Below are 24,443 nucleotides of genomic sequence, written 5' to 3' on the forward strand. Positions count from 1 at the left end.
TGGTCGGAATTCGGAGTGGGTGCGGCAACGCAACGGGAAGGGCGGGCGCGACCGGAGAGGCCGCGCCGCGGCGCTTACACGCCCTGTTTGAGGCTCGCGCTGATGAAGTCGTCGAGATCGCCGTCGAGCACGGCTCGCGTGTTGCTCATTTCGACGTTCGTGCGCAGGTCCTTCACGCGGCTCTGGTCGAGCACGTACGAACGGATCTGGTGGCCCCAGCCCACATCGGTCTTGCTCGATTCGAGCTTGTCCTGCTCGGCCTGGCGCTTGCGCATCTCGGCTTCGTACAGGCGCGACTTCAGCATCGCCATTGCTTCGGCACGGTTGCGGTGCTGCGAGCGGTCGTTCTGGCACTGCACGACGATGCCGGTCGGCATGTGCGTGATCCGCACGGCCGAGTCGGTCTTGTTGATGTGCTGGCCACCCGCGCCCGACGCGCGGTACGTGTCGATGCGCAGGTCGGCCGGATTGACCTCGACTTCGATCGAGTCGTCGATTTCCGGATACACGAACACCGACGAGAACGACGTGTGGCGGCCGCCGGACGAGTCGAACGGCGACTTGCGCACGAGGCGGTGGATGCCCGTTTCGGTGCGCAGGAAGCCGTATGCGTATTCGCCCGTGACCTTGACCGTCGCGTTCTTGATGCCGGCGACGTCGCCGTCCGACTCTTCGAGCACTTCGGCCTTGAAGCCCTTGCGCTCGCAGTAGCGCAGGTATTGGCGCAGCAGCATCGACGCCCAGTCGCACGCCTCGGTGCCGCCGGCGCCGGCCTGGATGTCGATGAAGCAGTTGTTCGGGTCGGCCGGGTTCGAGAACATCCGGCGGAATTCGATGTCGCCGACGCGCGCTTCGAGCTTCTTCGCGTCGTCTTCGGAGGCGACGAGGGTGTCTTCGTCGCCTTCCTCGCGTGCGAGCTCGAACAGGTCGAGCGCATCGCGCAGGTCGCTATCGAGCGCGGTGAGCGTCGTGACGACACCTTCGAGCAGCTTCTTCTCGCGGCCGAGTGCCTGGGCGTTCTTCGAATCGTTCCAGACGTTCGGGTCTTCGAGTTCCTTGTTGACTTCGGTCAGACGCGCAGATTTGGCGTCGTAGTCAAAGATACCCCCGAAGCTCGCCCGCGCGGGTGCGCAGGTCGAGCAGGGAGCTTTCGATCGCGTTGAGACGTTCCGCTTCCATGATCGTTCGCTGTTCTTGCTTCGTAAAAAAGCGGAATTATAGCCGATCGGCGGGGTTTCCCGGTGACGCGGAGTGTGCTTGCATGCGCGCCGTGGCCCCGTTCGGCGCGGCGCGCATGCGGCCCGCGAGCGCGCGGGCCGGGTGGCCGGTGCTCAGCCGGCCGCGTGCTCGACGATCAGCTGGACGCGCGTCACGCCGTTCCACGTGTCGGCGACGAGGCGATACGCGATCAGCGCGCTCGCCGGCAGCGGCTCGGTGTGGTTGAACCAGATCGCGTTGAAGCGCTGGCGGCCGCGCGCCAACTGCAGCTTCAGGTGCTTTTCCTTCACGAGCGACTGCGACACGACGTCGAACTCGCCGGAGAAAAGCGGGGCCGGAAAGCCCTGGCCCCAGACGGCTTCGTCGAGCAGCCCGACGAACTGCGGCGTGAAATACGCGTCCTCCAGTTCGCCGTCGGTCTCGATCACGCGCGCGAGCGCGTCGTCGGACAGCCACTCGCGCGCCACCGCCTCGAACGCGGCCGCGAAGCGCGGCACGTCGTCGGTGCCGAGCGTGAGGCCGGCCGCCATCGCGTGGCCGCCGAACGCGACGATCAGGTCGGGCTCGCGCTTCGACACCAGGTCGAGCGCGTCGCGCAGGTGGAAGCCGGGAATCGAGCGGCCCGAACCCTTGACCCGCGTGCCGGCTTCGTCCGCATGCGCGAACGTGAACGATGGGCGGTGGAATTTCTCCTTGAGCCGCCCGGCGACGATGCCGATCACGCCCTGGTGCCATTCGGGATTGAACAGCGTGATCGTGCATGCGTCGGCCGGATCGACGTCGGCGAGGTCGGCGAGCGCCTGCTGCTGCATGCCGGCCTCGATCTCGCGGCGCTCGCGGTTCATCACGTCGAGCTGCTGCGCGAGGTCCCACGCGCGGCCGATGTCGTCGGTGATCAGGCATTCGATGCCGAGCGACATGTCCGAGAGCCGCCCGGCGGCATTCAGGCGCGGGCCGAGGCCGAAGCCGAGGTCGAACCCCGATGCGGTGCGCGCCTCGCGGCCGGCGGCGCGAAACAGCGCGGCGATGCCCGGCTGCATGCGGCCGTTGCGGATGCGCTGCAGCCCCTGCGCGACGAGCACGCGGTTGTTGCCATCGAGCCGCACCACGTCGGCGACGGTGCCGAGCGCGACGAGGTCGAGCAGTCCGTCGAGGCGCGGCTCGGCTTCCTTGCTCGCGAACGCGCCGCGGCGGCGCAGCTCGGCGCGCAGCGCGAGCAACACGTAGAACATCACGCCGACACCGGCGATGTGCTTGCTCGGGAACGCGCAGCCGGGCTGGTTCGGGTTGACGATCGCGCGCGCGGCGGGCAGCGCGTCGCCGGGCAGGTGGTGGTCGGTCACGAGCACGTCGATGCCGCGTGCATTCGCGGCCTCGACGCCCGCGACGCTCGCGATACCGTTGTCGACGGTGATCAGCAGGTCGGGCTTGCGGGCGGCCGCGAGTTCGACGATCTCGGGCGTGAGCCCGTAGCCGTATTCGAAGCGGTTCGGCACCAGGTAGTCGATCTGCGCGCCGAACATCCGCAGGCCGCGCACCGCGACCGCACAGGCGGTCGCGCCGTCGCAGTCGTAGTCGGCGACGACCAGCAGGCGCCGCTTGTCGGCGATCGCGTCGGCGAGCAGCGCCGCGGCGTCCGCGCAGCCTTTCAGTTCGGTGGGTGGCACGAGGCGCGCGAGCGCGGTCTCGATGTCGGTCGGAGACTGCACGCCGCGCGACGCATACAGGCGCGCGAGGACGGGGTGCAGGCCGTGGCGCGCGAGCGCTTCGGCGTCGGCGGGCGCGACGGGGCGGGTAACGATCCGGGTCATACGAGTGGGGTCATTCGAACAGGGACGCCAGCGCGCGGCGGCGCCAGAACTTGCGCAGGTCGCCGCGCGTCGCGTGCAGCGTCACGGAGCTGGTGTCGCCGCACAGCGTGAAATCGACGCTGGCCAGCTCGCCGTTCTGCAGCGCGGCGAGGGTCGGCGCGAACCAGTCGCGCTCGAGCAGGGCGAGCGCGTCATGCCAGCGTGCCCAGTCCTGTTCGATGAACGGAGCGGACAGCGCCGGCAGCTCGACGAGTGTCGCGCCGGCGCCGGCGGGCAGCGCACCGAAGGCGGCCGGCGCGGCACCGGCCTCGGCCTGCGCGGCGCGCGCGAGGCCGAGCGCCGCGGGGGAAGCGGACAGCACGCGCTCGAACGGCTTGCCGACCGGCTTCAGCGTGCCTTGCGCATGGAACCAGATCGAATTGACGGCGGGCAACCCGCGCGCTTCGCGCGCTTCGTTGACCGGGTGCTGGAACCATGCCATCTGCACTTCGTTCTGCAGCTTCATCCACATCCGCGAACGTTCGCCGGTGTGCGCCTCGTGCGGCAGCCAGATTTCGATGTTGCGGCCGCTCGCGCGCAGCGGCGCGGCGCCGGCGAGGCGGGCGAGCTGTTCGCTGGACAAGTACCAGCGGGTCGGCTGCGGCGCTTCCAGCCGCACGCCGAGCTCCTCGATCAGCGGGCGTGCGACGGCCAGCAGGGCGGCCGCGTCGCCGTCGTCGAGCGCGAGGCTGGCCGGGTCGACGAGCACGAGGTGATCGTGCGCGATCTGGACGTGCACCGGCTCGACGCACGCCCAGGCCTGCGTGCCCGGGTCGCCGCCGTCCGCCAGCAGCATGTAGGGCGCGAGCGGCGCCTCGTCCGCGGCGTTGCCCCGGCTCGCGCCGAACTGGCGGGCCAGCCAGCGCTCGTGCGGCAGCGTGCGCTGGAAGTCCTCGCCGGCCACGCGCTCGACGAGGCTCGCGCGGGCCAGCAACTTTTCGAGCGCGGGACTGTCCAGCGTGTGCAGGGACGAGGCCGCATCGGCTGCCGACGGCAGCGCGAACGGAACGAGGAAATGGAGGCGTCGGTCGTGCATGATGGTGCGCATTGTATGGCAAACTGCGCGCGTGATCGGGCCGGCGGACGGCCCGATTGCGTCCGGCGACCGTTTTTCGACCGCGCCCGGGCGGCCGGCCTCCGCCGGATGGCGCTCCCGGGCGCGGGCCGTCATCCCCGCCGTAACCAGCAGAAAGGATTCGCTTGAAACTTCCGTACGAATGGCAGATCGGCTGGCGCTACACGCGCGCCGGCAAACGCACGACCGGCAACGGCTTCATTTCCTTCATCGCGCTCGTGTCGATGCTCGGCATCGCGCTCGGCGTCGCGGCGCTGATCGTCGTGCTGTCCGTGATGAACGGCTTCCAGAAGGAAGTGCGCGACCGCATGCTGTCGGTGCTCGCGCACGTCGAGGTGTTCTCGCCGACCGGCTCGATGCCCAACTGGCAACTGACCGCGCAAGAGGCGCGCCGCAATCCGTCGGTGACGGGCGCGGCGCCTTACGTCGATGCGCAGGCGCTGCTCACGCGCCAGGACGCGGTGAGCGGCGTGATGCTGCGCGGCATCGAGCCGTCGCTCGAACCGCAGGTGTCGGACATCGGCAAGGACATGAAGGCGGGCCAGCTGACCGCGCTCGTGCCCGGCCAGTTCGGCATCGTGCTCGGCGATGCGCTCGCCGGCAACCTCGGCGTGACGGTCGGCGACAAGATCACGCTGGTCGCGCCCGAAGGCACGATCACGCCGGCCGGGATGATGCCGCGGCTCAAGCAGTTCACGGTCGTCGGCGTGTTCGAATCGGGCCACTACGAATACGACAGCACGCTCGCGATGGTCGACATCCGCGACGCGGAGGCGCTGTTCCGGATGTCCGCGCCGACCGGCGTGCGGCTGCGGCTCACCGACATGCAGAAGGCGCCGCAGGTCGCGGTCGAGCTGTCGCACACGCTGTCGGGCAGCCTGTACATCCGCGACTGGACCCAGCAGAACAAGACCTGGTTCTCGGCCGTGCAGATCGAGAAGCGGATGATGTTCATCATCCTCACGCTGATCATCGCGGTCGCTGCGTTCAACCTCGTGTCGTCGCTCGTGATGACGGTGACCAACAAGCAGGCCGACATCGCGATCCTGCGCACGCTCGGCGCGCAGCCGGGCTCGATCATGAAGATCTTCGTCGTGCAGGGCGTGACGATCGGCTTCGTCGGCACCGCGTCGGGCGTCGCGCTCGGCTGCCTGATCGCATGGAGCATTCCGTGGCTGATCCCGATGATCGAGCACCTGTTCGGCGTGCAGTTCCTGCCGCCGTCGGTGTACTTCATCAGCGAGCTGCCGTCCGAGCTCGTCGCGGGGGACGTGATCAAGATCGGCCTGATCGCGTTCGTGCTGTCGGCCGTCGCGACGCTCTATCCGAGCTGGCGCGGCGCGAAGGTGAAGCCGGCGGAGGCGCTGCGCTATGAATGATCGCGCGACCGCATTCGCGGATTCACGACAACCCATCAGACAGGATTCGGCAGGTATGCAGGAATACGTGCTTCAGGCGCGCGGGATCACGAAGGCGTTCGTGCAGGGCGGCTTCAATGTGCAGGTGCTCAACGACACCGAGCTGACGGTGCGGCGCGGCGAGAAGCTCGCGGTCGTCGGCGCGTCGGGCTCCGGCAAGAGCACGCTGCTGCACGTGCTGGGCGGCCTCGACGAACCGAGCGCGGGCGAAGTGTCGCTGCTCGGCAAGCCGTTCACGCAGCTTGCCGAGCGCGAGCGCAACGAGTTGCGCAACCGCGCGCTCGGGTTCGTCTATCAGTTCCATCACCTGCTGCCGGAATTCACCGCGCTCGACAACGTCGCGATGCCGCTGCGCATTCGCCGGATGACGACCGAGGATGCGCGCGAGCAGGCACAGGCGATGCTCGAACGGGTCGGGCTCGGCCCGCGTGCGAAGCATCGGCCGGGCGAGCTGTCGGGCGGCGAGCGGCAGCGCGTCGCGATCGCGCGCGCGCTGGTGACGAAGCCGGCCTGCGTGCTTGCCGACGAGCCGACCGGCAACCTCGACGGCACGACGGCCGATACGGTGTTCAACCTGATGCTCGAATTGTCCGAGACGCTCGAAACGAGCTTCGTGATCGTCACGCACGACCCCGAGCTCGCCGCGCGCTGCGATCGCATCATGCGCCTGCGCGACGGCGTGCTGCACGAGGAGCCGGCGCTGCCGGTGTGAACGAGCGCTCCCGCTGGGCTGCCGGGTGAACCCGGCGGCGCGGCGAGGGCGCAGGAAAACCGCCATGTGGATCGATACGCACTGCCATCTCGACGCCGGCGAATTCGACGCCGACCGCGACGCGGTCGCCGAGGCGGCGCGCGCGGCCGGCGTGTCGCGCATCGTGATTCCGAGCGTCGGGCGCGACAATTTCACGACGGTGCGCGAGCTCGCGCAGCGCACGCCGGGCGCGGTCTATGCGCTCGGCATCCATCCGATCTTTACACCGCACGCGCACGACGCGGATCTCGACCGGCTGCGCATGGAGATCGAGGCGAGCCTCGACGATCCGCGCTTCGTCGCGATCGGCGAGATCGGCCTCGACTACTTCGTGCCGGGGCTCGACGAAGCGCGGCAGCAATTCTTCTATCAGGGGCAACTGAAGCTCGCGCGCGAATTCGACTTGCCGGTGCTGTGCCACGTGCGCAAGTCGCAGGACCGCGTGCTCGCCGGGTTGCGTCGCTTCGGCGTGCGGCGCGGCATCGCGCATGCGTTCAACGGCAGCTTTCAGCAGGCCGATGCGTATCTCGCGCAGGGGCTGCACCTCGGCTTCGGCGGCAACGTGACGTTCGGACGCGCGTTGCAGATCCGCCGGCTCGCCACGCAGTTGCCGCTCGACGCGATCGTCGTCGAGACGGACGCGCCCGACATCGCGCCCGAGTGGGCGTACAAATCCCGCAACACGCCCGACCAGGTGCCGCGCATCGGCGCCGTGCTCGCCGAACTGCGCGGCGTCGACGCTCACTCCTTGTGCCTATCCACAACGGCTAACGCGCTCGCCGCGCTGCCGCGCCTCGCACTTTCGTCCGCATAATCGTTGCCGGAAGGCGCCGCATCGACATCGGCGGCGCCGGGTCGACGAGGAGGCGCGATGCGGGTGGGGTGGATCGCGTTCGCGCTCGGCGTCGTCGTGCTGCAGCGGCAGGCGGCGTTGCCGGGCGCGAGCGGCTGGGTAATCGGGGCGGCGGTGCTGGCCGGTTGCGGCGCGCTGCTCGCATGGTGTGCGCGGCGCCGTCGAACCCGTGCGATCGTCGCGCTCCGGTGGATGCTGTGCGCAAGCGCCGCCTGTGCGATCGGATTCGGCTATGCGGCCGCGCGCGCCGAATGGCGGCTGCGTGACAGCCTGCCCGTCGAATGGGAAGGGCGCGACATCGCCGTCACGGGCGTGATCCGCGGGTTGCCGGTGATCGACGACACCGGCGCGCGACTGCTGCTGGCCGTCGAATCGAACGACGCGGGCCTGGCCCGTTTCCCGCCGGTAATCCGGTTGTCATGGCGCACGTACGGCGCGCCCGCCGCGCGCGATGCGATTCCCGATTTGCGCGCGGCGCAGCGCTGGCGTCTCGTCGTGCGGCTGAAGCGCCCGCATGCCGAGGCGAATCCCGGCGTGCGCGACAGCGAGGCGGCGTGGCTCGCCGCGGGCATTCGTGCGATCGGCTATGTCGTCGCGCCCGAGCGCGCGGAATTGCTCGACGCGCGCGCAGCGGGATGGCGCGCATCGATCGATCGGCTGCGCGACGCGCTGCGCACGCGTATCGGCGACGGGCTCGGCGACGGGCCCGACAACGCGCGCCATCGCGGCATCGTCACCGCGCTCGCGGTCGGTGATCAATCCGGTATCGTCGACGACGACTGGCGCGTGCTGCGCAATACGGGCACGAGCCATCTGGTCGCGATTTCGGGCCTGCACGTCGGGCTCGTCGGCGCGATCGCAGGCGGGATCGTATCGATGGTCTGGCGGCGTCTGCGCTGGCGCGGACGTGCCGCGGCGCTCGTGATGCCGGCGCCCTACGTGGCTTCCGTGGCGGCGCTGACAGCTGCCGCCGGCTATGCGGCGCTTGCCGGCTTCAACGTGCCGGCGCAGCGCGCGTGGTGGATGATCGCGGCCGGCGCGGCTGCCTATCTGGCCGGACGCAGCGTGCCGACTTCCGCGGTGTTGTGCGCGGCGCTCGGCGGCGTGCTGCTTGCCGATCCGTGGGCGGTGCTGTCGGCCGGGTTCTGGCTGTCGTTCGGGGCGGTCGCCGTGATCCTGATGGCGGTGGCGGGCTGGCGCGCAGTGCGTGAATTCGACAGCGCCGACGACAGCGCGCCCGACGGCGCCGCCGCGGTCGACCGCCGGCGCCGGCTGCGCGCATGGTGCGCGCGTGCCGGGCGCCGGATCGCGGAGGCGACGCGCGTGCAGTACGCGGTGACGCTCGGCCTCGCGCCGCTCACGGCCGCGTGGTTCGCGCAGATCTCGGTATCGGGCCCGCTCGGCAATGCGTTTGCGATTCCGTGGGTCAGTTCCGTCGTGACGCCGATCGTGCTCGCCGGTATTGGGTTGCCCGCGCCGTTGGACGCATATGCATTCCGGCTCGCGCATGCGGCGCTCGAACCGATGATGGCGCTGCTCCGGCACCTCGCCGACTGGCCGGCCGGCGTGTTCTGGCTGCCCATGCCGGACTGGCCGGTGCTGGTGCTGGCGTGCGTGGGTGTCGGGTGGGCGTTGATGCCGCGCGGCTGGCCGCTGCGCTGGGCGGCGCCGCTCACATGGCTGCCGCTGGTCGCACCGGCGCCCGAGGCGCCGCCGTCGGGCGGTTTCCGGCTGACCGTGCTCGACGTCGGGCAGGGCGCGTCGGTGCTGGTCGAGACCGCGCGCCGGGCCCTGCTGTTCGATGCGGGGCCGGGTGCGGAGTCGACTCATGCCGGCACGCGGATCGTTGCGCCGGCGTTGCGCGCACGCGGAATCCGGACCATCGATGCGCTCGTGCTCAGCCATGCGGATGCCGATCACGCGGGCGGCGCGGCGGCCGTCTATGCGGCGGCCGAGGTCCGCCAGCTGCTCGCCGGCATTGCGCCGCGGCACCGGCTGTGGCGCGACGCGCAGGCGGCCGGCGTGGCCGATCGGCTGCCGTGCGCGGCCGGGCAGCGGTGGACCTGGGACGGTGTCGTCTTCACGATGCTGTGGCCGCCCGGCGTGGCGGGCGCCGGCCCGTCGAACGAGCAATCGTGTGTGTTGCGCATCGACGCGGGCGGCACGTCGGCACTGCTGACGGGCGACATCGAGGCACGCGCCGAACGGCGGCTGGTGGCCGACGCGCGCGACGCACTGGCCGCGCAGATCCTCGTCGTTCCGCATCACGGCAGCCGCACGTCGTCGGTCGAGCCTTTCCTCGATTCGGTCGAGCCGCGCGTCGCGGTATTTCCTGTAGGCTATCGCAATCGCTTCGGGCATCCGCACCGGACGGTCCTCGCGCGCTACGAGGCGCGCGGGATTCCGCTGCCGCGCACCGATCGCGACGGGGCCGTGCGGTTCGACGTCGCGCCGGCGGGCGGCGGGTTCGCTTTCGAGCGTTATCGCGATGCGCGGCGACGGTACTGGATGGACCGGTGACCGACACAGGAGACATTGGCGTTTGAAGGACATCATCCACTTCTCGCATGCGAACGGGTTTCCGGCGTCGACGTACCGGACGATCTTCGCCGAGCTGGCAGACGACTACGAGCTGCGCTACATCGAACGCATCGGTCACGATCGCCGCTACCCGGTGACGCGCGACTGGCCGCATCTCGTCGAACAGCTGCTCGACGACATCGGCGGTCGCTACGAGCGCCCGGTCTGGCTCGTCGGCCATTCGCTCGGCGGCTACCTGTCGCTGATGGCCGCGCTGAAAAAGCCGCACTGGGTGCGCGGCGTGGTGATGATCGATTCGCCGATCATCGCGGGCTGGCGCGCCGGCGCGCTGCGCGCGAGCCAGTGGGCCGGGCTCGACGAGCGGCTGTCGCCGGCGGCCGCGACCCGCAACCGGCGCACGCGCTGGACGAGCCGCGACGAAGTCTGGCGCCACTTCCACGAGAAACCGGCGTTCGCCCGCTGGGACGAACGGATGCTGTCCGACTACATCGACTACGGCATTCCGCAGGCGGGCGCCGACGGCGAACGCGCGCTCGCGTTCGACCGCCAGGTCGAATACCTGATCTACCGGACCTTGCCGCACACGCTCGGCCCGCGGCTCGCGCACGGCGCGCCGGTGCCGCTCGGCTTTCTCGCCGGCACGCGCTCGCGGGAAGTGCGTCAGGTCGGGCTCGAGGCGACGCGCCGCGCGGCGCGCGGGCGCATCGAATGGCTCGAGGGCAGCCATCTGTTCCCGATGGAGCGCCCGATCGAGACGGCCCGCGCATTGCAGCGGATGCTGAATTCGCTGAAGGCGGCGGAGGGCGGCGTGCCGCGCGACAGCGTGGCGCTCGCGAAGCGCGCCTGACGCAGTCCGGTGCACTGCGTTGCACATGCGCGGTGCACCGACCGGCCGGTCGGTTCGCGGCGGCCCGCACGGCCGGTGCGGCACTGCGCGAAGGGGCGCGATCATCGCGCCAATTGCTGAGAGAAGGGCGGGCTTTACGGTATAATCCGTTTTTCCCGCGAGCATCCAGCGATGACCAAATATGTTTTCGTCACCGGCGGCGTAGTTTCTTCCCTCGGCAAGGGTATTGCCGCCGCCTCTCTCGCCGCGATCCTTGAATCGCGCGGTCTGAAAGTCACCCTCCTCAAACTCGATCCCTACATCAACGTCGACCCCGGCACGATGAGCCCGTTCCAGCACGGCGAAGTGTTCGTGACGGAAGACGGAGCGGAGACCGACCTCGACCTCGGCCACTATGAGCGCTTCATCAGCACGAAGATGCGCAAGGCCAACAACTTCACGACCGGCCAGATCTACGAATCGGTGATCCGCAAGGAACGCCGCGGCGACTATCTCGGCAAGACCGTGCAGGTGATCCCGCACATCACGAACGAAATCCAGGCATTCATCGAGCGCGGGGCGGCATCGGCCACCTGCGGCGAGCCGGACGTCGCGATCGTCGAGATCGGCGGCACCGTCGGCGACATCGAGTCGCTGCCGTTCCTGGAAGCCGCGCGCCAGATGAGCCTGCGCCTCGGCCGCAACAGCGCATGCTTCGTGCACCTCACGCTCGTGCCGTACGTCGCGACGGCCGGCGAGCTGAAGACGAAGCCGACCCAGCACAGCGTGCAGAAGCTGCGCGAGATCGGCATCCTGCCGCACGTGCTGCTGTGCCGTGCGGATCGCCGCATCCCCGACGACGAATCGAAGAAGATCTCGATGTTCTCGAACGTGCCGGAAGACGCCGTGATTTCGGTGTGGGACGCCGACAGCATCTACAAGATTCCGCAGATGCTGCACGACCAGGGCCTCGACCGGATCATCTGCGAGGAGCTGAAGCTGTCGCCGAAGGACGCCGACCTGAGCATGTGGTCGGAGCTCGTCGAGAAGCTGGAAAACCCGAAGCACGAAGTCACGATCGGCATGGTCGGCAAGTATGTCGATCTGACCGAGTCGTACAAGTCGCTGATCGAGGCGCTGCGCCACGCATCGCTGCACACGTCGACCAGGGTCAACATCGAATACATCGACTCGGAAGAGATCGAGGCGAACGGCGTCGACAGCCTGAAGCACCTGGATGCGGTGCTCGTTCCGGGCGGTTTCGGCCGTCGCGGCACGGAAGGCAAGATCGCGGCGATCCGCTATGCGCGCGAGTCGAAGGTGCCGTACCTCGGCATCTGTCTCGGCATGCAGCTCGCGGTGATCGAATTCGCACGCGACGTCGTCGGCCTGAAACAGGCGAACAGCACGGAATTCGATTCGGAAACGCCGGAACGCGTGGTCGCGCTGATCACCGAGTGGTACGACCGCGACGGCAAGGTCGAGACGCGCACCGAAGAGTCGGATCTCGGCGGCACGATGCGCCTCGGCTCGCAGCGCTGCCCGATCAAGCCGGGCACGATGGCCGAAGAGATCTACGGCAAGGACGTGAACGAGCGCCATCGCCACCGTTATGAAGTCAATAACCGCTTCGTGCCCCAGCTCGAAGCCGGCGGCCTTATCATCAGCGCCCGTACCCCGAGCGAGGATCTGCCGGAAATGATGGAGCTGCCGCGTTCGATGCACCCGTGGTTCGTCGGCGTCCAGTTCCACCCGGAATTCACGTCGACGCCGCGTGACGGCCATCCGCTGTTCAAATCGTTCGTCGAAGCCGCGTTTGCCAACAAGCAAGCGCGCGGAGTGAAAGCATGAAGCTGTGCGATTTCGAGGTCGGTCTCGACCAGCCTTTCTTCCTGATCGCGGGTACCTGCGTCGTCGAATCGGAGCAAATGACGATCGACACGGCGGGCCGCCTGAAGGAAATCTGCGCGAAGCTGAACGTGCCGTTCATCTACAAGTCGTCCTATGACAAGGCGAACCGCAGCTCGGGCAAGTCGTTTCGCGGCCTCGGAATGGACGAGGGCCTGCGGATCCTCGGCGAAGTGAAGCGCCAGCTCGGCCTGCCGGTGCTGACCGACGTGCATTCGATCGACGAGATCGAGCAGGTCGCGTCGGTCGTCGACGTCCTCCAGACGCCCGCGTTCCTGTGCCGTCAGACCGATTTCATCCACGCGTGCGCGCGCTCGGGCAAGCCCGTCAACATCAAGAAGGGCCAGTTCCTCGCGCCGCACGACATGAAGAACGTGATCGACAAGGCGCGCGAAGCGGCGCGTGAAGCCGGTCTGTCGGAAGACCGCTTCATGGCGTGCGAACGCGGCGTCTCGTTCGGCTACAACAACCTCGTGTCCGACATGCGTTCGCTCGCGATCATGCGCGAGACGAGCGCGCCGGTCGTGTTCGACGCGACCCACTCGGTGCAGCTGCCGGGCGGGCAGGGCACGAGCTCGGGCGGCCAGCGCGAATTCGTGCCGGTGCTCGCGCGTGCCGCGGTCGCGACGGGCGTCGCGGGCCTGTTCATGGAAACGCACCCGAATCCGGCCGAAGCGAAGTCGGACGGCCCGAACGCGGTGCCGCTGAACCGGATGGGCGCGTTGCTGGAGACCCTCGTCACGCTCGACCAGGCGGTGAAGCGCCATCCGTTCCTGGAAAACGATTTCAACTAAAGATCGAATGAACCTTGCGGCGGCTTCGCGCGTCTGTAGCGAAAGCGGTTTCGGCACGCGTGCCGTCGCAGTTTGAAGAATCCATCGTCATTCTCAGAGGAAACCCATGAGTGCAATCGTAGATATCATCGGCCGCGAGATTCTGGATTCGCGCGGCAACCCCACCGTCGAATGCGACGTGCTGCTCGAATCGGGCACGATGGGCCGCGCGGCGGTGCCGTCGGGCGCGTCCACCGGCTCGCGTGAAGCGATCGAACTGCGTGACGGCGAAGCCGGCCGCTACAACGGCAAGGGCGTGCTGAAGGCGGTCGAGCACATCAACACCGAAATCTCCGAAGCCATCATGGGCCTCGACGCGTCGGAACAGGCGTTCCTCGACAAGACCCTGCTCGAACTGGACGGCACCGACAACAAGTCGCGCCTCGGCGCGAACGCGATGCTGGCCGTCTCGATGGCCGTCGCGAAGGCAGCGGCCGAAGAAGCCGGCCTGCCGCTGTACCGCTACTTCGGCGGCTCGGGCGCGATGCAGCTGCCGGTCCCGATGATGAACATCGTCAACGGCGGCGCGCACGCGAACAACAGCCTCGACATCCAGGAATTCATGATCGTCCCGGTCAGCCAGCCGACGTTCCGTGAAGCCCTGCGTTGCGGCGCGGAAGTGTTCCACGCGCTGAAGAAGATCCTGAGCGACCGCGGCATGAGCACGGCAGTTGGCGACGAAGGCGGCTTCGCACCGAACTTCGGCAGCAACGACGAGTGCCTGTCGACGATCCTGCAGGCGATCGAGAAGGCCGGCTACCGTGCGGGCGAAGACGTCCTCCTCGCGCTCGACTGCGCGGCATCCGAGTTCTATCACGACGGCAAGTACCAGCTCGCCGGCGAAGGGCTGCAACTGTCGTCGGCCGAATTCACCGACTACCTCGCGACGCTCGCCGACAAGTTCCCGATCGTGTCGATCGAGGACGGCATGCACGAAAGCGACTGGGAAGGCTGGAAGCTGCTGACCGAGCGCCTCGGCAAGAAGGTGCAGCTCGTCGGCGACGACCTGTTCGTCACGAACACGCGCATCCTGAAGGAAGGCATCGAGAAGGGCATCGCGAACTCGATCCTGATCAAGATCAACCAGATCGGTACGCTGACCGAAACGTTCGCGGCGATCGAAATGGCGAAGCGCGCGGGCTACACGGCCGTGATCTCGCACCGCTCGGGCGAAACGGAAGATTCGACGATCGCGGACATCGCGGTCGGCCTGAACGCCGGTCAGATCAAGACGGGTTCGCTGTCGCGCAGCGACCGCATCTCGAAGTACAACCAGCTGCTGCGTATCGAGGAAGATCTCGGCGATATCGCAAGCTACCCGGGCAAATCGGCTTTCTATAACCTGCGCTAACGCGTTACTATCGGGTTCGTCACCTCGACGCCGCTCCGTGCATTCGCGCGAAGCGGCGCTTCTTATATCTGCGTCTCTTACATGCGGCTTGTCACTGTCGTCCTGATTGCCTTGCTGGCGCTCATTCAGTACCCCCTATGGTGGGGACACGGCGGCTGGTTGCGGGTGCACGAATTGCGTCAGCAACTCGGCGATCAGCTGCAGAAGAACGCGGACGAGAAGCTGCGCAATGAACGGATCGCGGGGGAAGTGCAGGATCTGCAAAGCGGCACCGCGGCCATCGAGGAGCGTGGGCGCTACGAGATGGGCATGGTGAAGGACGGCGAAGTATTCGTGCAGTTCGTGTCGCCGAACACGCCGGCCGGGCCGCTGAACACCACGCCGTCGAACACGTCGACGCGTGGCGCCGTGTCCGCGGCGCCCGTGCGCGTCGTGCCGAACCCGCAGTCGATTGCAAAGCCGTCGCGGCATCACGGCGGCGAGAAGGGCAAGGCCGCGCATCATTGATGCACATCACTGAGCACGGTAGTCCGAACCATTGAAAAAGCGCGGGAAATGCCGCGCTTTTTTATTTCCTGCCGGTTTTCAATCGGGTTGATCGGCGCGTTCGCGCATCACCACCACCAGCCCGGATAGCCATAGCTGATGCCGGTGCCCCAGCGGTTTCCCCAACCGCCGTAACCGCCGTAATAGCCGCCGTAGACGGTCACGGGCGGCGGCGCGTAATACGCCCACGCGCGCGCGGCTGCCTCGGCTGCCATGGCATCGTTCTGCTCGCGCAGCACCTGCCGGTCGATTTCGTCGTAGCGTTTGCGTTCCGCACTCGACAGCGCGGGCGGCTGGCCGCCCGATGCGCCCGGTTCGGGCAGGCGGCTGAGGATCGTCGACGAAGGCGGCTGCACCGCGCAGCCGGCGAGGGCCAGCGTGCCGGCGGCGACGCTGGTCAGGACGAGGATGCGGAACGGGCGATTCATGTGTCTCTCCAGCAGCGCGCCGACAGCGAAAAGCGGCTTGCACCGAAGGCAGGGCCTGCGGCGACCGAGCCGCGCATGCGACGCTCATGCGTTCATTATGCGCCCGCGCCCGCAGCGCGGGCACGGGCGCGCGGCTCAGTGACGCTGGCCGGCCGCGGGCGTGATGCCGGTTGCGAGTTCCGGCGCGGCGAACAACTGCGCGACGTCGACAGGATCGAACTCGTAGCGCTGGTTGCAGAACTCGCAGTGAATCTCGACGTGACCGCGCTCGACGATCACGCTGTCGACTTCATCGCGACCGAGCATGCGCAGCATCGCGCCGACCTTCTCGCGCGAGCACGAGCACTGGAAGCGCGTACCGGCCGGTTCGAAGTGCTGCACGTTTTCCTGCCAGAAGAGCCGGCGGAACACGACTTCCGGTTCGACCTCGAGCAGTTCCTTCGCGGACAGCGTGCCGCCGAGCGTGCAGACACGCTCCCACGTATCGATGTCCGTCTCGGCGTTGCGCGGCACGATGCCGCCGTCGCCCGGCAGCTTCTGCAGCAGCATGCCGACCGCCCGGTCGCGATCGGCCGCGAGCCACAGCCGAGTGTCGAGCTGCTCCGAGTGATGCATGTAGTGCTCGAGCACCTGCGACACCGATTCGAGCGGACCGTCGACGCCGTTCAGCGGCACGATGCCCTGGTACGGCTGCTGGCCCGGCAGCTTCTCGGCCGGGTCGAGCGTGATCACGCAACGGCCGTGGCCGCTCGCGTTGACGAGCGACGGAAAGCTCGTGTCGTCGCCGATCGTCTGCGCCGCGTCGCCGGCGAACTTGGCCGTGGCGCGCATCGACAGGTCCGAGCTGCACTGGACGACCAGCATCTGGACCGGCCCGTCGCCGAAGATCTGCATGATCAGGGTGCCGTGAAATTTCAGGTTCGCGGACAGCAGCGCACACGCGGCCATCATCTCGCCGAGCACCGTGCGCACCGGAGCAGGGTAGTCACGGCGGGAAAGCACCTCTTGCCACGTGTTGCGCAGCGACACGATCTCGCCGCGCACGGGTGCCGAATTGAACATGAATTTCTGTAACTGGTCGCTCACTCTTCTTCCTTGAAATCGCGCGAATCACCCGATCCGCACGAGTTGCTCCTTGAAATGCGCACGTCGCTCGACGTACGTCTTCGCATTGGCGCGCAGTCGCGCGATATCGTCCGCCGACAGCTCGCGCACGACTTTCGCCGGGGCGCCGAGAATCAGCGAGTTGTCCGGGAACACCTTGCCTTCCGTCACGACGGCGCCTGCACCAACCAGACAGTTGCGGCCGATGACCGCACCATTCAAGACCACCGCCTGAATCCCGATCAGCGAACCTTCGCCGATCGTGCATCCGTGCAGCATCGCCTGGTGCCCGATCGTCACGTTTTCCGCGATCGTCAGCGGAAAACCGGGGTCGGTGTGCAGGACCGCGCCTTCCTGGACATTGCTTCCGGTGCCGACCGTGATCGTCTCGTTGTCGCCGCGAATCGTCGCGCCGAACCAGACGCTCGCGTTTTCCTCCAGCACGACCTTGCCGATGATGGCCGCCGTATCGGCGACGAATACGCTTTCGTGGATCGTCGGGGCCGTCTCGCCCAGTTTGTAGATCGTCACGGAGTCTCCTGGTCTCTTCGATGATGGGCGCCGGTAGAATGGCGCGTCTGGCGTGCCGGGCGCATTGCATTGCATTGCATTGCGTCGCGGCACAAACGCATATTGTAAACCGTCGCGTGCATGCGCTCCCGCGACGCGCACGGATGGTGCCCCCGTTTTGACGAGCATGGAGCCTTCTTCTTTCACCGCCGCGCCGCGCTGTGTGCGCCGCGCAGCGCTCGACGCGCTGCGGATGTCCGAGCCGGTCGCGAAGGCCGCGCAGGTCCGCGCGCTGTACGACGCACTGCTGGCCGGGCAGGCCGCGATCGCGCCGGCGCTCGACCTGGACGAACCGGCCGACCTGCCGGGCCGCCCGGCGCGCCCGCCGCTCGTCGAGCCGCGCCAGCTCGAGCGTCGCAGCATGCGCTCGCCCGCGGGGCGCGCGGTGCTGCTGCACGCGCTCGCGCATATCGAATTCAATGCGATCAACCTCGCGCTCGACGCCGTGTGGCGCTTCGCCCGGATGCCGGACGCGTTCTATGCGGACTGGCTGAAGGTCGCGGCCGAGGAGGCTTATCACTTCACGCTGCTGTCCGAGCGGCTGGCCGGGTTCGGGCATACGTACGGCGATTTTCCCGCGCACAACGGGCTGTGGGAGATGTGCGAGCGGACCAAGGCCGACGTGCTCGCGCGGATGGCGCTCGTGCCGCGCACGCTCGAGGCGCGCGGGCTCGACGCGTCGCCGCCGATCCGCGCGCGGCTCGTGCAGGCGGGCGACGACGCCTCCGCGGCGATCCTCGACGTGATCCTGCGCGACGAGATCGGCCATGTCGCGATCGGGAACCACTGGTTCCGGCATTTGTGCGACGCGGCCGGCCGCGATCCGGTGCCTGCCTACCGTGAGCTCGCCGAGCAGTACCATGCGCCGCGGCTGCGCGGTCCGTTCAATTTCGACGCGCGCCGCACCGCGGGATTCGAGCAGGCGGAGCTGGACGAATTGGCCGCGCAGGACGCGGCGGACAGCAAGGCGGCGGGTTAGGGCGGCTGCGGGCGGCCGGCTGCCGCGGTGCGAAAGCTGCCGCAGGCCGGCCGTAACGTCTGCCCCGGGCCTCCAGTGCACCGGGGGCGCGCGCCTCGGCTCCTCTGTCGCTAGAGAGCGGCCTCGACTGCCGGCCGCCGGAACGCAAGCGCCCCCGCTATAATCGAACGATCATTCTTTTTTCTGGCGGCTGCAATGAGTGCGTCGAGTTCTGTTTCCGATTTCGTCACGGTGCGCGGCGTCAAGCTGCATGTGCGGCGCTGGGGCCGGCCCGATGCGCCGACGCTGTTCATGCTGCACGGCTGGATGGACGTCGCGGCGTCGTTCCAGTTCGTCGTCGACGCGCTCGCGGGCGACTGGCAGGTGATCGCGCCGGATGCGCGCGGCTTCGGCCTGTCCGACTGGCCGGTCGCGCGGCACGGCGGCGGTCATTACTGGTTCCACGAATATCTGGGCGATCTCGATGCGCTCGTCGATCACTATGCGCCGGCCGGCGAAGTCAACCTGGTCGGGCACAGCATGGGCGCGAACGTCGTGTGCCTGTACGCGGGCGCGCGGCCGGAGCGCGTGCGGCGCGTGGTCGATCTCGAAGGGTTCGGGCTCGCCCCCGCGCGGGCCGAGCAGGCGCCGCGCCGGCTGCGCGGCTGGCTCGACGAGCTGCGCGAGCCGCCGGTGCTGCGCCCGTACGCGTCGCTCGACGACGTGGCGGCCCGGCTGATCAAGACCAATCCGCGGCTCGAGCCGCGCCGCGCAGCGTTTCTTGCCGCCCACTGGTCGAAGCGCGGCGACGACGGCCTGTACCACCTGCTGGCCGACCCCGCGCACAAGATGGCGGGCCCGATGCTGTACCGGCTCGACGAGGTGATGGCCGTCTGGAAGCAGGTGCGCGCGAAGGTGCTGCACGTCGAGGCCGTCGCTTCACCGACCCTCGCGTACCTCGCGGGCGACATCCCGCTGCCGGAGTTCAAGGCGCGCTTCGGCGCGTTCCCCGACTGGCGCGAAAAGCTCGTCGAGGATGCCGGCCACATGGTCCATCACGACCAGCCGGAGCAGATCGCGGCGCTGATCGAGGCCTTCTGCGCGTAGGGCCGCGGCGGTATCGGCAGGGCAGGCGGGCGGCGGAATTGCCGCATTGCAGTAGAATGAAGCTTCACCTGCCATACCGACAATGAACGCCGATCTCCACTGCCATTCGAATGTTTCCGACGGGTTGCTGTCGCCTGCCGACGTCGCGCGCCGCGCCCATGCCGGCGGCGTGACCCTGTGGGCGCTGACCGACCACGACGAGATTGGCGGCCAGGCGGCGGCGCGCAGCGAGGCAGAGGCGCTCGGCATGCGCTACCTGAGCGGCGTCGAGATTTCGGTCACGTGGGCATCGCGCACGGTGCACATCGTCGGGCTGCACATCGATCCGTCGAACCCGACGCTCGTCGACGGCCTCTATCGCACGCGCCACGGCCGTGCCGCCCGCGCACAGGCGATCGCCGCGCAGCTCGAGACGCTTGGCATTCCCGGCGCTTACGAAGGCGCGCTGAAGTACGTATCGAATCCCGACCTGATCTCCCGCACCCACTTCGCGCGCTTTCTCGTCGAGCACGGCCACGCCGAATCCACGTCCGACGTGTTCGACCGCCTGCTCGGCGATGGCAAGCCCGGATTCGTTCCGCACCGCTGGGCGACGTTGTCCGATGCGGTTTCGTGGATTCGCGCGGCGGGCGGCGAGGCCGTGGTCGCGCACCCGGGCCGCTACCGCTATACGCCGGTCGAATTCGATGCGTTCTTCGGCGAATTCATCGATCTCGGCGGCCGCGCGATCGAGGTCATCACGGGCAGCCACACGCCCGATCAGTACCGCGAATACGCGGACGTCGCCCGCCGTTTCGGCTTCGAAGTGTCGCGCGGTTCGGATTTCCACGCGCCGGGCGAGGGCCGCGTCGAGCTCGGCGGCCTGCCGCCGTTGCCGCCCGACCTCAAACCGGTCTGGGAACGCTGGCTCTGACGCGCGGCGGCCGCTTGCCGCACGCGGCGCCCGTCGCGCCCGCATCCGACTTTTCCCCCCTTTACGTGCCCCCATGTCCCAGTTCTTCAGGATTCACCCGGATAATCCGCAGCCGCGCCTGATCAAGCAGGCCGCGGACATCGTCAGCAAGGGCGGCGTGATCGCGATGCCGACCGATTCGAGCTACGCGCTCGCGTGCCACCTCGACGACAAGGACGCGGTCGAGCGCGTGCGCCGCATCCGCGGCCTCGACGACAAGCAGCACCTGTCGCTGCTCGTGCGCGACCTGTCGGAGCTGGCGAATTTCGCGATGGTGGACAACCGCCAGTACCGGCAGATCAAGTCGGTGACGCCGGGCCCGTACGTGTTCATCCTGCAGGCGACGAAGGAAGTGCCGCGCCGGCTGTCGCACCCGTCGCGCAAGACGATCGGGCTGCGCGTGCCCGATCATGCGATCACGCTCGCGCTGCTCGAATCGCTCGGGCAGCCGCTGCTCGGCACGACGCTGATCCTGCCGCCGGACGACGAGCCGCTCAACGATCCGGAGGACATCCGCGCGCGGCTTGAGAAGCAGGTCGATCTCGTGATCGACGGCGGTGCGTGTCCGCGCGAGCCGTCGACGGTGATCGACCTGACGGGCGACGAGCCGCAGCTCGTGCGCGCGGGGCGCGGCGCGCTCGAACCGTTCGGGCTCGTGGCCGCGTAAGCGCACGCCGTTCATTTTTGCGCGAGTGCGCTTGTTACAATAACGCGATATGGATGCTTCCCTGATACAGACCATCGCCGTCTACGCGCTGCCCGTGATCTTCGCGATCACGCTGCACGAGGCCGCGCATGGCTATGCCGCGCGCCTGCTCGGCGACAACACCGCCTACATGATGGGGCGCGTGTCCTTCAATCCGATGCGCCACATCGATCCGCTCGGCACGATCGCGATTCCGCTCGCGATGTATTTCCTGACCGGCGGCGCGTTCCTGTTCGGCTATGCGAAGCCGGTGCCGGTCTCGTTCGGCAACCTGCGCAATCCGCGCTGGGGCAGCCTGTGGGTCGCGCTCGCGGGCCCGGCCTGCAACTTCGTGCAGGCGTTGATCTGGGGCGTGCTGACCATCGTGCTGCCCGCGGCCGGCGTCGACGAGCCGTTCTTCACGCGGATGGCCTACGCGGGCGTCAGCGCGAACCTGGTGCTCGGCGTGCTGAACCTGTTTCCGCTGCCGCCGCTCGACGGCGGCCGCATCCTGGCGGCGCTGCTGCCGCCGAAGCAATCGATCGCGCTGTCGCGCATCGAGCCGTACGGTTTCATCATCGTCCTCGCGCTGGTCGCGACGGGCGTGCTGACGAATTTCTGGCTGCGTCCGCTCGTGAACGCCGCGGCCGGCGTGCTGAGCGCCATCCTGTCTCCCTTCGCCTCGCTTTTCTAACGACAATCATGTTCCCAGATCGTATTTTCTCCGGCATGCGACCCACCGGGTCGCTGCACCTCGGCCACTACCACGGCGTGCTGAAAAACTGGGTGAAGCTGCAGTCCGAGTACCCGTGTTTCTTCTGCGTGGTCGACTGGCATGCGCTGACGACGCACTACGAGACGCCCGAGGTCATCGAGAAGAACGTGTGGGACGTGCTGATCGACTGGCTCGCATCCGGCATCGATCCGGCGCAGGCGACGCTGTTCATCCAGAGCAAGGTGCCCGAGCATGCGGAACTCGCGCTGCTGCTCGGCATGAGCACGCCGCTCGGCTGGCTCGAGCGCGTGCCGACCTACAAGGAGCAGATGGAGAAGCTGAAGGACAAGGATCTGTCGACCTACGGCTTCCTCGGCTACCCGGTGCTGATGGCCGCCGACATTCTGCTGTATCGCGGCTCGCTCGTGCCGGTCGGCGAAGACCAGGTGCCGCACGTCGAGATGACGCGCGAGATCGCGCGCCGCTTCAACTACCTGTACGGTCGCGAGCCGGGCTTCGAGGAGAAGGCGCTCGAAGCCGCGAAGAAGCTCGGCGGCAAGCGCGCGAAGCTCTATCACGAGTTGCGCAATGCATACCAGCAGGAGGGCGACGACGAGGCGCTCGAGCAGGCGCGCGCGATGCTGCAGGAATCGCAGAGCCTGTCGATGAGCGACCGCGAGCGCCTGTTCGGCTATCTCGAAGGCGCGCGCAAGATCATCCTGGTCGAGCCGCAGGCGCTGCTGACCGAAGCGTCGCGGATGCCGGGCCTCGACGGCCAGAAGATGTCGAAGTCGTACGGCAATACGATCGGCCTGCGCGAAGACGCGGAGACGATCACGAAGAAGGTCCGCACGATGCCGACCGATCCGGCGCGCGTGCGCCGCACCGATCCGGGCGATCCCGACAAGTGCCCGGTGTGGCAGCTGCACCAAGTCTATACGGACGCAACGACGCACGAATGGGTGCAGCACGGCTGCCGTTCGGCGGGCATCGGCTGCCTCGACTGCAAGCAGCCGGTCGTCGAAGGGATCCTGCGCGAACAGCAGCCGATGCTCGAGCGCGCGCAGAAGTACATGGACGATCCGTCGCTGCTGCGCGCGATCGTCGCGGACGGTTGCGACAAGGCGCGCAAGCACGCGGTCGAGACGATGCGCGACGTGCGCGAGGCGATGGGCCTGTCGTACACCTGAGCTGACGGCATGCGCGAATCCGTCATTGTCGCCGCGGGCGGCCACGTCGCCCAGACCGAGCCGTCGCGCTGGGTCGCCCGGTGGTCGCGGCTCGTCCCGGCCGGCGGTGCGGTGCTCGACGTCGCCGCGGGCGGCGGGCGCCATGCGCGCTGGTTCGCGTCGCACGGGCATCCGGTCGTCGCGCTCGACCGCGATCCGGCCGCGCTGGCCGCATTGCGGGCGATCGCAGGCGTCGACGCACGCGACGCCGATCTGGAGGGCGCGCCCTGGCCGCTGCAGGCCGGAGCGTCGTTCGCGGCCGTGATCGTCACCCATTATCTGCATCGTCCGCTCTGGCCCCATCTGCTCGATGCGGTGGCGCCCGGCGGCGTGCTCATCTACGAAACCTTCGCGCAAGGAAACGAAACGGTCGGCAAACCGTCCAACCCCGCGTTCCTGCTCGCTCCGGGCGAGTTGCTGGACGCGGTGCGCGGCCACCTGCGGGTGATCGCCTACGAGGACGGATTCGTCGCCGGGCCGCGCGAGGCGTTCGTGCAGCGTATCTGCGCGGTACGTGAGGGCGCGACCCCGACGGCGGGGGCGGGAATTCCACGTTACGAACTGCCCGGCTAATCCGCTACAATCCAACGTTTACCGGTACATCAATCAATCGCGTTTCATGGCTAACGGCACCCAAGACGGCATTCAAATCCGCGGCAGCATCCCCGCGATCGTCACCCCGATGCTCGAAGACGGCAGTCTCGATCTGCCGGCGTTTCGCAAACTGATCGACTGGCACATCGCGGAAGGCACCGACGCAATCGTCGTGGTCGGCACGAGTGGCGAGTCGGCAACGCTCAACGTCGAAGAGCACATCCTGATGATCCGCACGGCGGTCGAGCATGCGGCGAAGCGCATCCCGATCATCGCGGGCGCGGGCGGCAATTCGACCGCGGAGGCGATCGAACTGACGAAGCACGCGAAGGCCGTCGGCGCCGACGCGACGTTGCAGGTCGTGCCGTACTACAACAAGCCCACGCAGGAAGGGATGTACCGGCACTTCAAGTCGATCGCCGAAGCGGTCGACCTGCCCGTGATCCTGTACAACGTGCCGGGCCGCACGGTCGCGGACATGGCGCACGAGACGACGCTGCGCCTCGCGCAGGTGCCGGGCATCATCGGCGTGAAGGAAGCGACGGGCAACATCGATCGCGCCGCGCACCTGATCAAGTCCGCGCCGAAGCATTTCGCGATCTACAGCGGCGACGATCCGACCGCGATCGCGCTGATGCTGCTCGGCGGCCACGGCAACATCTCGGTGACGGCGAACGTCGCACCGCGCGCGATGAGCGACCTGTGCCGCGCGGCGCTGGCCGGCGACGTCGCCACGGCGCGGGCGCTGCACATGAAGCTGCTGTCGCTGCACAAGAACCTGTTCATCGAGGCGAACCCGATTCCGGTGAAGTGGGCGCTGCAGGCGATGGGCAAGATGCAGGGCGGCATCCGCCTGCCGCTTACGCCGCTCGACGAGCGCTGTCACGATGTCGTGCGTTCGGCTCTCGTCGAGGCCGGCGTCCTCGCCTGA

23 protein-coding genes are annotated in these 24,443 nt (G+C 68.1%); 17 read left to right on the forward strand and 6 right to left on the reverse strand.

Annotated features, from left to right (window positions below; translation table 11 throughout):
• Window positions 1-74: 74 nt before the first annotated feature.
• From prfB to SB771_RS08165, 3 genes are all read right to left on the reverse strand, one after another.
• Window positions 75-1,179, reverse strand: a protein-coding gene (prfB, locus tag SB771_RS08155) for a peptide chain release factor 2 (protein WP_098143590.1) whose coding sequence is annotated in 2 segments (ribosomal slippage) — window positions 75-1,097 and window positions 1,099-1,179 — 1,104 coding nt in all. Because the reading frame shifts where the segments join, the coding sequence is not laid out codon by codon here.
• 152 nt (window positions 1,180-1,331) lie between these two features.
• Window positions 1,332-3,029, reverse strand: a complete 1,698-nt coding sequence (gene recJ, locus SB771_RS08160) for a single-stranded-DNA-specific exonuclease RecJ (protein ID WP_011657370.1) — start codon at window positions 3,027-3,029, stop codon at window positions 1,332-1,334.
• 10 nt (window positions 3,030-3,039) lie between these two features.
• The gene (locus SB771_RS08165; RefSeq protein ID WP_175660478.1) at window positions 3,040-4,116 is read right to left on the reverse strand and encodes a regulator; all 1,077 of its coding nucleotides are present in this window, start codon (window positions 4,114-4,116) and stop codon (window positions 3,040-3,042) included.
• A 152-nt stretch (window positions 4,117-4,268) separates the two neighbouring features.
• On the opposite strand from SB771_RS08165, the gene SB771_RS08170 reads away from it, so the two are divergent.
• The 9 genes from SB771_RS08170 (at window position 4,269) to ftsB (ending at window position 15,131) form a co-directional block, all read left to right on the forward strand.
• Window positions 4,269-5,522, forward strand: coding sequence for a lipoprotein-releasing ABC transporter permease subunit (locus SB771_RS08170; RefSeq protein WP_105787636.1), 1,254 nt, complete (start codon window positions 4,269-4,271; stop codon window positions 5,520-5,522).
• Window positions 5,515-6,273: a lipoprotein-releasing ABC transporter ATP-binding protein LolD gene (gene lolD, locus SB771_RS08175; protein ID WP_011657367.1), complete on the forward strand. Its 759-nt coding sequence runs from the start codon at window positions 5,515-5,517 to the stop codon at window positions 6,271-6,273. Before SB771_RS08170 ends, lolD begins: the two co-directional genes overlap by 8 nt.
• A 64-nt stretch (window positions 6,274-6,337) precedes the next feature.
• The gene (locus tag SB771_RS08180) at window positions 6,338-7,126 is read left to right on the forward strand and encodes a TatD family hydrolase (RefSeq protein WP_165751670.1); all 789 of its coding nucleotides are present in this window, start codon (window positions 6,338-6,340) and stop codon (window positions 7,124-7,126) included.
• A 57-nt stretch (window positions 7,127-7,183) separates the two neighbouring features.
• Window positions 7,184-9,685, forward strand: coding sequence for a DNA internalization-related competence protein ComEC/Rec2 (locus SB771_RS08185; protein WP_175660479.1), 2,502 nt, complete (start codon window positions 7,184-7,186; stop codon window positions 9,683-9,685).
• A gap of 22 nt (window positions 9,686-9,707) precedes the next feature.
• Window positions 9,708-10,553 carry an alpha/beta fold hydrolase gene (locus SB771_RS08190; RefSeq protein WP_175660480.1) on the forward strand — a complete coding sequence of 282 codons (846 nt, stop codon included), beginning with the start codon at window positions 9,708-9,710 and terminating at the stop codon, window positions 10,551-10,553.
• 171 nt (window positions 10,554-10,724) lie between these two features.
• Window positions 10,725-12,383: a CTP synthase gene (locus SB771_RS08195; RefSeq protein ID WP_011657363.1), complete on the forward strand. Its 1,659-nt coding sequence runs from the start codon at window positions 10,725-10,727 to the stop codon at window positions 12,381-12,383.
• Entirely contained in the window at window positions 12,380-13,234 is an 855-nt protein-coding gene (kdsA, locus tag SB771_RS08200) for a 3-deoxy-8-phosphooctulonate synthase (protein ID WP_126228151.1), read from the forward strand. Before SB771_RS08195 ends, kdsA begins: the two co-directional genes overlap by 4 nt.
• Before the next feature lie 106 nt (window positions 13,235-13,340).
• Complete coding sequence (gene eno, locus SB771_RS08205) at window positions 13,341-14,624, forward strand: phosphopyruvate hydratase (RefSeq protein ID WP_006751590.1); 1,284 nt, start codon at window positions 13,341-13,343, stop codon at window positions 14,622-14,624.
• 81 nt (window positions 14,625-14,705) lie between these two features.
• The gene (gene ftsB / locus SB771_RS08210) at window positions 14,706-15,131 is read left to right on the forward strand and encodes a cell division protein FtsB (RefSeq protein WP_012364208.1); all 426 of its coding nucleotides are present in this window, start codon (window positions 14,706-14,708) and stop codon (window positions 15,129-15,131) included.
• Window positions 15,132-15,238: 107 nt separating this feature from the next.
• On the opposite strand, the gene SB771_RS08215 is transcribed toward ftsB, so the two are convergent.
• The 3 genes from SB771_RS08215 to SB771_RS08225 form a co-directional block, all read right to left on the reverse strand.
• Complete coding sequence (locus SB771_RS08215; RefSeq protein ID WP_175655495.1) at window positions 15,239-15,598, reverse strand: hypothetical protein; 360 nt, start codon at window positions 15,596-15,598, stop codon at window positions 15,239-15,241.
• A gap of 135 nt (window positions 15,599-15,733) precedes the next feature.
• Window positions 15,734-16,684: an Hsp33 family molecular chaperone HslO gene (hslO, locus tag SB771_RS08220; protein ID WP_175660481.1), complete on the reverse strand. Its 951-nt coding sequence runs from the start codon at window positions 16,682-16,684 to the stop codon at window positions 15,734-15,736.
• A gap of 24 nt (window positions 16,685-16,708) precedes the next feature.
• Window positions 16,709-17,233: a gamma carbonic anhydrase family protein gene (locus SB771_RS08225; RefSeq protein ID WP_006761906.1), complete on the reverse strand. Its 525-nt coding sequence runs from the start codon at window positions 17,231-17,233 to the stop codon at window positions 16,709-16,711.
• Window positions 17,234-17,399: 166 nt separating this feature from the next.
• Between SB771_RS08225 and SB771_RS08230 the strand changes: the two genes are divergently transcribed.
• From SB771_RS08230 to dapA, 8 genes are all read left to right on the forward strand, one after another.
• Window positions 17,400-18,251, forward strand: a complete 852-nt coding sequence (locus tag SB771_RS08230) for a ferritin-like domain-containing protein (RefSeq protein WP_175660482.1) — start codon at window positions 17,400-17,402, stop codon at window positions 18,249-18,251.
• Window positions 18,252-18,446: 195 nt separating this feature from the next.
• Window positions 18,447-19,337 (forward strand): alpha/beta fold hydrolase, encoded by an 891-nt coding sequence (locus SB771_RS08235; RefSeq protein WP_175660483.1) that lies wholly within the window; start codon window positions 18,447-18,449, stop codon window positions 19,335-19,337.
• 82 nt (window positions 19,338-19,419) lie between these two features.
• Window positions 19,420-20,250: a 3',5'-nucleoside bisphosphate phosphatase gene (locus SB771_RS08240; RefSeq protein ID WP_011657358.1), complete on the forward strand. Its 831-nt coding sequence runs from the start codon at window positions 19,420-19,422 to the stop codon at window positions 20,248-20,250.
• A 73-nt stretch (window positions 20,251-20,323) separates the two neighbouring features.
• Window positions 20,324-20,956 carry an L-threonylcarbamoyladenylate synthase gene (locus SB771_RS08245; protein WP_006762218.1) on the forward strand — a complete coding sequence of 211 codons (633 nt, stop codon included), beginning with the start codon at window positions 20,324-20,326 and terminating at the stop codon, window positions 20,954-20,956.
• Window positions 20,957-21,005: 49 nt separating this feature from the next.
• A complete protein-coding gene (locus tag SB771_RS08250) occupies window positions 21,006-21,668 on the forward strand; it encodes a site-2 protease family protein (protein WP_011657356.1) in 663 nt (220 codons plus the stop codon).
• 8 nt (window positions 21,669-21,676) lie between these two features.
• The gene (locus SB771_RS08255) at window positions 21,677-22,879 is read left to right on the forward strand and encodes a tryptophan--tRNA ligase (protein ID WP_011657355.1); all 1,203 of its coding nucleotides are present in this window, start codon (window positions 21,677-21,679) and stop codon (window positions 22,877-22,879) included.
• 9 nt (window positions 22,880-22,888) lie between these two features.
• Window positions 22,889-23,491, forward strand: coding sequence for a class I SAM-dependent methyltransferase (locus tag SB771_RS08260; RefSeq protein ID WP_175660484.1), 603 nt, complete (start codon window positions 22,889-22,891; stop codon window positions 23,489-23,491).
• Between the two features lie 46 nt (window positions 23,492-23,537).
• Window positions 23,538-24,443 (forward strand): 4-hydroxy-tetrahydrodipicolinate synthase, encoded by a 906-nt coding sequence (gene dapA / locus SB771_RS08265; RefSeq protein ID WP_175660485.1) that lies wholly within the window; start codon window positions 23,538-23,540, stop codon window positions 24,441-24,443.

This window comes from Burkholderia sp. SIMBA_051, from assembly GCF_046534915.1.
In the GTDB taxonomy this organism is placed as follows: Bacteria; Pseudomonadota; Gammaproteobacteria; order Burkholderiales; family Burkholderiaceae; genus Burkholderia; species Burkholderia ambifaria.